Origin of the sequence: Microcoleus sp. S13_C5, from assembly GCF_036700845.1 — a bacterium.
GTDB lineage: Bacteria > Cyanobacteriota > Cyanobacteriia > Cyanobacteriales > Microcoleaceae > Microcoleus.
Genome location: NZ_JAUBPR010000184.1, coordinates 1 through 9286 on the forward strand (window position 1 = coordinate 1; position 9286 = coordinate 9286).

At 47.6% G+C, this 9286-nt stretch carries 11 protein-coding genes; 10 read left to right on the plus strand and 1 reads right to left on the minus strand.

Features of this window, described 5'->3' with window-relative positions; all coding sequences use genetic code 11:
- On the plus strand, nucleotides 1-3172 hold a 3172-nt coding region (locus QUA04_RS27620; RefSeq protein WP_333263392.1), incomplete at its 5' end, for a plasmid replication protein, CyRepA1 family.
- A 201-nt stretch (nucleotides 3173-3373) separates the two neighbouring features.
- The gene (locus QUA04_RS27625; protein WP_333263396.1) at nucleotides 3374-4276 is read left to right on the plus strand and encodes a hypothetical protein; all 903 of its coding nucleotides are present in this window, start codon (nucleotides 3374-3376) and stop codon (nucleotides 4274-4276) included.
- Nucleotides 4277-4395: 119 nt separating this feature from the next.
- Here the strand turns inward: QUA04_RS27625 and QUA04_RS27630 are convergent, their stop codons facing one another.
- Nucleotides 4396-4584, minus strand: a complete 189-nt coding sequence (locus QUA04_RS27630) for a ribbon-helix-helix domain-containing protein (protein WP_333263398.1) — start codon at nucleotides 4582-4584, stop codon at nucleotides 4396-4398.
- 291 nt (nucleotides 4585-4875) lie between these two features.
- Between QUA04_RS27630 and QUA04_RS27635 the strand changes: the two genes are divergently transcribed.
- The 8 genes from QUA04_RS27635 (at nucleotide 4876) to QUA04_RS27670 (ending at nucleotide 8949) form a co-directional block, all read left to right on the plus strand.
- Nucleotides 4876-5289: a hypothetical protein gene (locus tag QUA04_RS27635; protein WP_333263401.1), complete on the plus strand. Its 414-nt coding sequence runs from the start codon at nucleotides 4876-4878 to the stop codon at nucleotides 5287-5289.
- The gene (locus tag QUA04_RS27640; RefSeq protein WP_333263404.1) at nucleotides 5282-5641 is read left to right on the plus strand and encodes a hypothetical protein; all 360 of its coding nucleotides are present in this window, start codon (nucleotides 5282-5284) and stop codon (nucleotides 5639-5641) included. Before QUA04_RS27635 ends, QUA04_RS27640 begins: the two co-directional genes overlap by 8 nt.
- On the plus strand, nucleotides 5638-5901 hold the full coding sequence (locus QUA04_RS27645) for a hypothetical protein (protein ID WP_333263407.1): 264 nt from the start codon (nucleotides 5638-5640) through the stop codon (nucleotides 5899-5901). The genes QUA04_RS27640 and QUA04_RS27645 overlap by 4 nt, the downstream gene beginning before the upstream one ends.
- Nucleotides 5902-5909: 8 nt before the next feature.
- Nucleotides 5910-6386, plus strand: coding sequence for a hypothetical protein (locus QUA04_RS27650; RefSeq protein WP_333263410.1), 477 nt, complete (start codon nucleotides 5910-5912; stop codon nucleotides 6384-6386).
- Nucleotides 6383-6652: a hypothetical protein gene (locus QUA04_RS27655; RefSeq protein ID WP_333263413.1), complete on the plus strand. Its 270-nt coding sequence runs from the start codon at nucleotides 6383-6385 to the stop codon at nucleotides 6650-6652. The genes QUA04_RS27650 and QUA04_RS27655 overlap by 4 nt, the downstream gene beginning before the upstream one ends.
- Nucleotides 6640-7191, plus strand: coding sequence for a hypothetical protein (locus tag QUA04_RS27660; RefSeq protein ID WP_333263416.1), 552 nt, complete (start codon nucleotides 6640-6642; stop codon nucleotides 7189-7191). Before QUA04_RS27655 ends, QUA04_RS27660 begins: the two co-directional genes overlap by 13 nt.
- A gap of 1 nt (nucleotide 7192) precedes the next feature.
- On the plus strand, nucleotides 7193-7738 hold the full coding sequence (locus tag QUA04_RS27665; RefSeq protein ID WP_333263418.1) for a GIY-YIG nuclease family protein: 546 nt from the start codon (nucleotides 7193-7195) through the stop codon (nucleotides 7736-7738).
- Between the two features lie 446 nt (nucleotides 7739-8184).
- Nucleotides 8185-8949 carry a hypothetical protein gene (locus QUA04_RS27670; protein WP_333263422.1) on the plus strand — a complete coding sequence of 255 codons (765 nt, stop codon included), beginning with the start codon at nucleotides 8185-8187 and terminating at the stop codon, nucleotides 8947-8949.
- Nucleotides 8950-9286 lie beyond the last annotated feature (337 nt).

Here is a 9286-nt window from a genome sequence, read left to right on the forward strand (position 1 = left end):
GACCCAAACAGAGTCTAGTCTATATAATATATCGGCAATTGGTCAAGAGTCTACTATACAAAATGTAGAAAACCTTGTTTACCAAGATTGCGTAGTAAAATCTGGCATCCTGCCTGAAATCGCTAGCTTAAGCTTCGAGCCTGCGAGCGGCTTACCTGTTTATGACTTGTTGCATCGTGATACCGACCCCACAACAAACACAAGTGACGGTAGCACACAAGCAAAGCGCAATTATACAAAGTGCGAACAAAGTATAGGCTGGATATGTAACGGTCGCTTCCGACAGCTAGCCGGCCCGCCGATGGCTTTTGACAAGAAAGGACGGCCCCGCAAGTATTTTCAGCCACAAGGCAAACCGCTCGAAGTTTTCTGTCCGCTCGTGACTGTCGGTGTCTGGCGATCGATCGCAGCAAAGCACAAATTATCAATGCCAGAATTCCCCGCAATCGGACTGAGAGGGGAAGCGCTCGAATTCTGGGACTGGGTAGTTGCCAGCAATTGTCCCGTCATCATCATTGAGGGCGAAAAGAAAGCTTGCGCGCTGATTTCTCGCGCGTATGCGGCCATTGCCTTACCAGGCATCAACACCGGGTACAGAGTCACAAAGCGCGGGGACTGGGTAGAGAAACCTGATGGCACAAAATATCAGAGAACACTTGAGCGAGAACTGCGATCGGAACTCCAAGCGCTTGACACAGCGGGACGTGAAGTAACAATTCTGTTTGACTACCGCCCTGGTGACTACTCCGAGAGCCAAGAATGGAAGGCCGCCACTACCACAGCGAAACTGTTCAAATCAGCGATCGCAAAAATTGCACAGTTGCCGGGGCCGGATAAAGGTGCTGATGATTTTGTGGTTGCTGGTGGCGACATCGACGCGGTTATCTCTGAGGCTTCGCAGAATGTCTCAGAGGACTGGCAACTTAAGAAGTGGGAAAGATTTAGAAGGTTTAGTCCCGATATTAAAATCAACTCAGAAAAATTTAATTTTCCCGCGCCAGAATCAGGCAAAATTACCGCAGTTCGATCGGGACTCGGAACGGGAAAAACTTATTGGATCGGAGAGAAAGTTGCCAGCGATGCACGCGGTCTGCAAATCAATCTTGGCTACCGCAACAGCTTGCTTCTGCAGCAGTGTGAGAAATGGGGGAGCTATCACTTTGACGAGCACAACGGCTGGCAACACATTAAAGACCCCGACGCACGGCTGAGTCTCTGCGTGGATTCCTTGCTCAAACTTCCGATCGAGATGTTTGAGGCTGCTGCTGAGAGTCTTCCGGGCTTAACAATCATCATTGATGAGCCTGTGTCGGGGCTCAAGCATTTAATACTGTCTCGCACGTTGCTTGGCAAACGATGTGAAACTCTTGATCGTCTAGAGATTATTTGCAAGCTTGCCAATCGGATCGTTCTAGCTGACGGGAATCTATCTAACCTCGTTGTTGATTACTTTGCTGAAATTTCAGGCAAACCAGTCACTAGAATAGAAAATACTTTCACGGGTGAATCTCCCCCCATATTCTTTGTCGATGCTGGCAAGAAGTCCAAAAAATGGTTGAGCGCTGAAATTCTCAAAAGCCCTTGCCCCGCAATTGCGACAGACTCGCTACGGGACGCTGAAGCTTTTGCCAGACAATTAACTGAATCGCACGGGCCCGGAATTCTGTTGACTTCCAAGACTGCGCCGACTGAGGATATGAAAGAATTTCTCAAAAACCCCGACGCTTGGATCAAGAAATACAAGGCTGCTTGGATAGTTTTTACTCCTACGGCTGAAAGCGGTATCGACATTAGTATTCGGGACTATTTCTCTGATATGTTCTGTTGGTTCGTGGGTGTTGTGGGTGTTGACGAGTCTGTGCAGATGTCGCGTCGCGTCCGGCATCCCGAAAGAATTATCATCTTGAGCCCTGAACGCGGACTGGCAAGTCGTAGCGCCGGGGGACTCTTTGAAGCGGACATTATCAAAGCCCTTGCAGAACTTGGCGACACTGAAGCTCGATTGCTGGTAGGGGATGAATCGCAGTTGCAGAAGGTACGGGAGGATTTAGCGGCTCAAATTGTGAATCCTCACACAATCCTGTGGGCAAAGCTCCAAGCAAAAGCAGAACTTGAACGATCGCACTTGCGGGAATATTTACTCAAAGCTTTTGAGGCCGGCGGCTATTCTGTGCAATCTGTGACGGCTGCTGAGTGCGACTACGACGGACACGCCATAGCTAAAGAAGAATGCAAAGACATCGAGGCTCAGGAGATTTTCAACGCGCCGGACATCGAGCTTGCTGAAGCTTTAGAAATTAAGCTGAACTTTAAAGCGACTTGGGACGATCGGTGCAGAGCTATTAAATTTTTCCTCAAAGCGCGGCTACCGGGAATCGAAAATTCTGACTTGTGGAACTGGGGATTTGTGCGGCGTGTCCGATTTGATGATCGATCACTTTTGTCTCAACTTGATGCCGACTGGATTTACCAGAACCCAGAGGATGCAGAATTTTTGCAGAAGCATCGGCTCTCGGCTGGCAAGCGAGAATTTTTGGGAGATTTCTCAACTCGCTGGCTCAAAATTAAAGCGCTCAAAGCTCTGGGTCTAGAGAAATTCTTGGAGCCGGGGAAAGTTTGGACTCAAGAAAGTCCCGAAGTGCTGGAACTTTTGGAGCTGTGCAAGAAAAAGGCGATCGCCAATCTTTTCGGACATCCCGGAAAAATGAAGCCGCTTCAATGGCTGAACAAACTGCTACAACTTATCGGTCGCAAACTTATCGGCAAGAACGTAAAGCAGAACGGAGTGCAGCACCGGGAATATTCATTTATGGCTGAGGCAAGTTTACCCGAAAACTGGCATCAGCTAGCGGCGTTCACAGCCGAAAAACAGGCAAAAAAAATCTCTGACATAAAAGAGGCTGAAGCCCTTGCAGCGCAAGAATTAGAAGCGGTTGCACCTCCCCCTGTTTTTGATATAAATTTAGGGGTAGATGCAACCCCAGAACTTCCGACCTCGACACCGATCGCAAATTTGACGGGATGGGTTAGTCGCTGGGGTAAATGGGTAGCTGCTACGGTAGTTGGCTGGTGTGAAGAGGGGACGCGCTACCGGGTGCAATTCGAGCAAGCTAGTGGGGAAGTAGCAGAGATGCTGGTATTTCCTAATTTGATGAGATGGGATGCCGTCTAGAGTCCCTCAATCCCTCAATCCCGAGATTCCGAGATTCTACTCGCTCCCCTGAAATTGTCACCACTGGGAATGTGTGCCACTTCTTTTGTGGTTGTGTGCCAATGTCAATAATAAATTAATTATTTTTCTGTAACCCTTGACAGTTACCTACAAGTTACTTATATTGGTTACAGAGAGCGATAGGTAGCGGGTAGGTAACTTATGACAATTCCATCGGTGATGCACGGCTTGATAGAGGTAGACGGCGGCAAAGTATTCGAGCTTGACTCCCCCAAAGGTGCGACGTGGCTAGAATCAATCGGCTCTTTCAGATTTGAGCCTGTGAGTGATAACAAACCCTACACAGTCCGCAAGGAAGCAGGTAAGGGCGGGGATTACTGGTACGGTTACAGAAAGCAGAATGGGAAGTTACATAAAAAGTATATCGGCAAGTCTTCAGAACTAAGCACAGCAAAGCTTGAGGAGATTTCAGAGGCTCTAAATACTCCACCACAGTCACGGGTTACAGACAAAGTTACAGAGGTTACAGATAGAAGCGAGTCAGTAGTTACAGAGAAAGTTACAGACACTCGCAGCGGTGACAGATTGACGGCTTTAGAATTGCAAGTGCAAGCGCTGCAAGAATCCTTAGAAGCGTTGCGGGAAGCACTGCCGGGAAAGTCCGACGCGGGTAATGTTGAAGAGTTACCCACGGCTACAGAAGGCGGGTTACAGAATGATATATGTAACTTTGACCATGCTCTCACTACTCCAGAGGAAGCTTTGGCTCATGCCAAGATTTTTGGCTTTACCCCAGAGGAAGCCTTAGCCGATACTCACTTTCAAATCGCAATGCTCACGGCTAACTATGATGAGCTAGAGGATAGATTTGAAGCGAAAAAGCGCGAGATTGAGAAGCTGACGGAGCAACTTGAGCAAGAGCGCGCCGATCGGGAAGAAGTTGAAGCAGAACTTGCCGACCTGAAACAAAAATCAGCCACTGCCAGCAAAGATTTACCAGAAGCGGCCGACCTGCTTAACCAGTTGAAGAAAGCCAAGGGTAAAAAGTCTAGCGCATCGCTCGCCGATGTTGAGGCAATTTTAGCGATGATTGAGAAGTCCTGAGCTACATCCCAGGAAATTAGGAAGCTACCGCCCCGATTAACTTCGGGGCTTTCCCAAAGTGTCCGAAATTTCGGACAAAACAAAGCGACACCCGGAACGCCGAATGCCGCTGTCGCCCATTACGATGCTTCTGCTTCATCCTCAGATTCAGACGTTTCGCCACGTTTCTTGGCTTCCATCACCCATTGCTCAATAATCCAGGCGGCCATGTTAGATACAGTTCTACGGTTATTTTTGGCCGCTACTTCTAGCCCCACTTTGATTTCTGGAGGCAAATAGACAGCAATCCTGGGAAGCTTGGATGGCATTAATGGTTGTAACTGGCTATTGGTCATACTCATTGTACTCTTTGTGCTTCAGTGTCTTAATTTTAACTTTCGGAGTGCTACCGAGTACAAAAAGAGTGCTACTATCTTGAAATAGGATTTTGACACTCTAAACCTCTCCAGTTCAGTTAAAGCGGCCCAGCATCCTCTGGAGAGCAAAAGAATAGCCAAAGCCTCAACACAAATAAAATGCGCCCCAAAGTTGAGCCACTAACTCAGCCTTGAGACGACTTCCCCTACCACCGGAACTTCCCCGGCAAGGAGCAACTTATCATGTCTGAAAATCAGCCGTCTTGGCAAGAGCTGCCAGGGCGATCGCAATTCTTTACGCAATCTCGTATCCGAAAATTTGGACATCGATTCAATTGGAAGGATTTAGCGCGCCGCGAGAATCTAAAGCGCTCAAATAGCAGCCTGTACCGGTTCGTATTCTCACCAGCAATTTTCGCTCAACTTCCCCGTCCCAAATTTCTTATCGGGGACAAGGTTTCTGACCACTGGCTCGATGAGTTTGACAAAGAGTGTGTCGAATTTGGTGAAGTCGTTGGAGTTTCCTGGCATCCGCACGAGCAAGAGTGGGCTTACCTAGTTAATTGGACTTCTGGTGAAGGCCCGATTACCAGTTATCCCTGCTTTGACGGACATCTAGTTATCCGTGGAGATTTGAGGCTTGTCAAACATGGCTGAGCCGATGCGGTCGCGCCGCCGAATCGAACATTTAAAAAAACTTGCTTACGACTGCAATCTCACAAACGAGCAAGCACGGCAACACGGAAAGCTGACAGCGACGGCAACGTGGGAAAAGTTGCTGCTAGCGCACGGTCTGGAGTTCGATCGCAAACCAGCAGAAATTACACCAGCACCAGTCAATCAGCATCAGTCAATCAACCTTTTTGAGTGGATTGATTGGGGGCAAGCCTTCGCCCTCGCTTTGGCGTCGGTTGGCTTTGCTGTGTGCCTTTTATCCCTCTGGCCACGAATCAACCCACTCAATTTACTCCCACCAGTCCGCATCAACATTCAAATAGGAGCAAAATGACTCAATTTAATCCGCTCAATGAATCGCTTGATATGGGATGGCTGCAAGCGAACGGCTGGACAATTCCCGGCAACTTAGCCTACCGCCACATTTTGCATGATTTCTTGAGAGATTCAGAAATCTCTCAAGAGCGGATCACTCAAATCATCATGCAGTACGGCGCATTAGATCAGACAGCCAAAATCATTCAAAGCTTGAAAGAAGTGATCGCACTAAAAGACGAAATTCACCAAATTTTCAACAAGGGAGAGCAAAAATAATGGGAACAATGACCCGACTATTCGGCGGCGAAAGTAGCGACGCCATCAGCAGCAAGTCTGACAAGTTAACCGCCCCCACAGATGCCAGCGTTATCACGCCACTCAATCCCGGCAACTTTACCAGCATCCGCACCACGCCCGTAGTGGATGCCCCGCGCTACTTCACAGAGGAAGAAGCGAAAGCCATGAAGGATTTAGCAAAGGAGAAAACCGAAAACGCCCGACACGCTAAAAAAGCCTACAAGTCGCTTGGAGCAATTGAAGTAGCCGATGCAAAGGTACACAAAGCGCACCGGGGGTACGAAAAAGAAGTGGCCACCAACGAATTCACGAAGAAAAAAGCTGATGTGGGCTTGGCTAAACACTTGCACGGGTTGCGCCCTGGTTATGCCCGGTTAGGTGTGGGACTTGAGAATGCAGAAAACAAAGCTGCTGCAAGAATTGAAACCATCAAAGCAAAATTGCTAGGAGGTACTGAGCAATGATAAAGGCGATCGCACTGGGGAATGCTTTTTTACTCACTGCGATTGCCAGCAGCCTTCTATGTTGGCTGGCATCGCTGCACCCTAATTTACTCCAATTCGTGCAAGCGCTGTTTGCACTGAAACTAATACTTTCTGCTGCTGCATGGCTTCTGGATGATGCAATTATTGCCATCCTAAAAATCAATTTACTGCAATTCCGTTTTCGGCTGATTGCCAGCACAGTCGGTGCTTTGGTTGGTGTGGGGGTGATGCTGTGTCGCTCTTAAAAGTATCTGTTTTGAGCTTGTCTGGTGTTACCCTCTGGCTGTTGCCGCCGTTTGTTTTCTCTCGCAAGATTCCCCTGCACAATTTCATGCAAGGCATCGCCCTGGTGTCGGGTTTCGCCTGCTGCTTTGAAGGTCGTCGCTGTGCTTTGAAGTTAGCCAAAGAGGAAGAATTTGAGGCAATGAAAGAGCGGGCTATTGATGCCGATGTAGTTGATGAGCTTAGCACTTCGATCTATGTAGCCGAGCAACAACGGCGGAAGGAAGCTGAAGAAATCTTAAACCCTGTCGAACATCTCGAACGCGCTCTGGCTCTGACTTCTGATGATGATGAACACTCTGAACACTCAGACTCAAGCCAACTAGCTGAACCTTCTGTGAACACTGAAAATGAACGCGCTGAACGCATACTCGAACTCAAGGCAAAAGGGTGGGGCAAGCTAAAAATCATCAATGAAATTTGGGGGCTGACTAGAGGGGGCGGAGCAAAATACAAGGCTGCTGAGGCTGAATATCATCGTGTCGTTGATGGAGAGGAATAGTATGTCAGTACATCAAACCAAGTTTTTAAAACTCCGACCGCAACCTTTACCAGGGTTCATTTATTTAGTTCAGGCAGTAGGTACAGACAAATTCAAAATTGGCAGAGCGGGAGATGTAGCGAGAAGGATTAAAGAGTTGCAAACAGGCAGCCCACTCAAGATTCGATACGTCTACCACGCTTATGTCCACAACGCCAATCTGTGCGAAATGGAGTTGCACAATAAGTTCTCTAAACAACGGGAGATTGGAGAATGGTTTGCCCTGACTCAAGAGGATATTGAATTCTGCATCCTTCTTATGCGCTTGGTTCAGGAGGGTGAACCTCTTGAGAGTGAGGAAGAACTGAAAAATCCTCTATTTACTGACCCGATAGTGATTTCGTCTAGTGATTTAGAACTTTGGTGGAAAGTGGAAGCGGCGCAAGTTGAGGGCAAAACTACGACTTGGATTGTTGAGAATATTCTCGGCAAGAAGGGGCGGAAGTTCTCTGAAGGTAAAAAGCAGCTTGAGGAATTGGTCAAGAAATTTGGCGGTCAGGAACTATGAGAACGTGGGCCGGGAGGGGGCTGGCTTAGGGCCTGCCTCCCGGCCGCGAGTTCGTGCCGGGCTAGGTGACACCCGGTACACACCCAAAAACAAGCATAAAAGTCTAGTCAGAAAGCGGCAAATAGCCTCAAAAATAGCTTTTTCTGAAACCCGCTCTCTGTCTGCGTTTCCCGCCAAAAACTCACTCGTCGATGTATAAGGTCGAAGTCGTAGAGACTGGCTAGGGAAACAGGGGGATTTTGGAGCCAAATTCTATCCGAAATTTCGGACAAAAATCGCCCTCAATAGCCTCAAAAATAGCTTTTTCTGAAACCCGCTCTCTGTCTGCGTTTCCCGCCAAAAACTCACTCGTGGCTATTAATAGCCACGTCGTAGAGAACAGCTAAGGAAAAACGAGCAATTTTCAAGGCAAAATCTGTCCAAGATTTAGAGAGAATTTTTTCAAAATGTTAGAGATGCCCGACAACCTCACGCCAACCGAACAAGCAATTTTCTATGTGACTCAGTACCCGTGTCCGCATTGCCTGTTGCCCAAGTGTTCCACCGACGCCCAGCGCGATTATTTTGTAGGGCTACAAAAAATCCAGAATCTGATATCCGATTGCTGGACAGCTTACTGCAACGGCTGGGCTGACCCGCTACTTCCGGCTCTAAAAAGTAAAGCTATCCCGCGCGATATTCATGAATGGGTGTGGCTCAATGTCTACTACTTAGATGCTTTGTGGAAGCTGTGCCAAGTTTTAGCACCATCCCTAGCTGACAGCTTTCAGGAAGTGGTCAACCATGAGGCTTCGGTATATGAAGCCACTGCTCTCTATTTGTTCAGGGCGGCAGTTATGGAAAAAAACAATTGGCATATTGAGGCAACATTCGGTTATATCACCGGCGGAGGTCGCGTCGCTGATGCTGCTCTCAAGTTAAAAGCCAAAACACTCAGAGGTGAAGTTCTAACCCAAGAAGAGACAAAGCGCTGGGCAAAGCTTGCAAAAAGGGGACACAAGTCTAATGTCCTTGACTTACTGGGGAGGGCAGCGATTCTGGAGTTTAAGAACAAGAACGTAGCGATTCAGTTTAGGAATTTCAAGTTGGCAACGGCTGACCTTTTCAAGAGAGAAGCAACAATAGCGCGCAAGGGAGGTGGCTACGGGTGGGACAGGGGAATTCCGCTCAAAGCGACTGAGGGTTCAGTTTACGTTCCCGACATATCATAAGTCTGCATTTTGGCTAAAAGTCTTAACAAAACTTTTTAACCCTGCCAAAAAATGGATTTGATTGATTTTTGCTTTAGTCTTATTTCTATGTCAAAGCTCTGGAACCAAACAAAATTAATACAAAAAAAAGAGCCCAGCATCCTTACGGATTCCAGAGCCCAAACAAAATTAATACACCGTCAGTTTATAGGTTTTTTTGAATTTATTTAAGAAAACTTAGGATTTTTTCAAAAGGGATGTCTGGGCCACATCCTTACAATGACCCAAACAGAGTCTAGTCTATATAATATATCGGCAATTGGTCAAGAGTCTACTATACAAAATGTAGAAAACCTTG

Excerpts from the sequence above, each read along its gene's own strand:
- QUA04_RS27670 (WP_333263422.1), top strand. The coding sequence starts at position 8,185 with ATGTTAGAGATGCCCGACAACCTCACGCCAACCGAACAAGCAATTTTC.
- QUA04_RS27635 (WP_333263401.1), top strand. The coding sequence starts at position 4,876 with ATGTCTGAAAATCAGCCGTCTTGGCAAGAGCTGCCAGGGCGATCGCAA.
- QUA04_RS27650 (WP_333263410.1), top strand. The coding sequence starts at position 5,910 with ATGACCCGACTATTCGGCGGCGAAAGTAGCGACGCCATCAGCAGCAAG.
- QUA04_RS27665 (WP_333263418.1), top strand. The coding sequence starts at position 7,193 with ATGTCAGTACATCAAACCAAGTTTTTAAAACTCCGACCGCAACCTTTA.
- QUA04_RS27640 (WP_333263404.1), top strand. The coding sequence starts at position 5,282 with ATGGCTGAGCCGATGCGGTCGCGCCGCCGAATCGAACATTTAAAAAAA.
- QUA04_RS27645 (WP_333263407.1), top strand. The coding sequence starts at position 5,638 with ATGACTCAATTTAATCCGCTCAATGAATCGCTTGATATGGGATGGCTG.
- QUA04_RS27625 (WP_333263396.1), top strand. The coding sequence starts at position 3,374 with ATGACAATTCCATCGGTGATGCACGGCTTGATAGAGGTAGACGGCGGC.
- QUA04_RS27655 (WP_333263413.1), top strand. The coding sequence starts at position 6,383 with ATGATAAAGGCGATCGCACTGGGGAATGCTTTTTTACTCACTGCGATT.
- QUA04_RS27630 (WP_333263398.1), bottom strand. The coding sequence starts at position 4,584 with ATGCCATCCAAGCTTCCCAGGATTGCTGTCTATTTGCCTCCAGAAATC.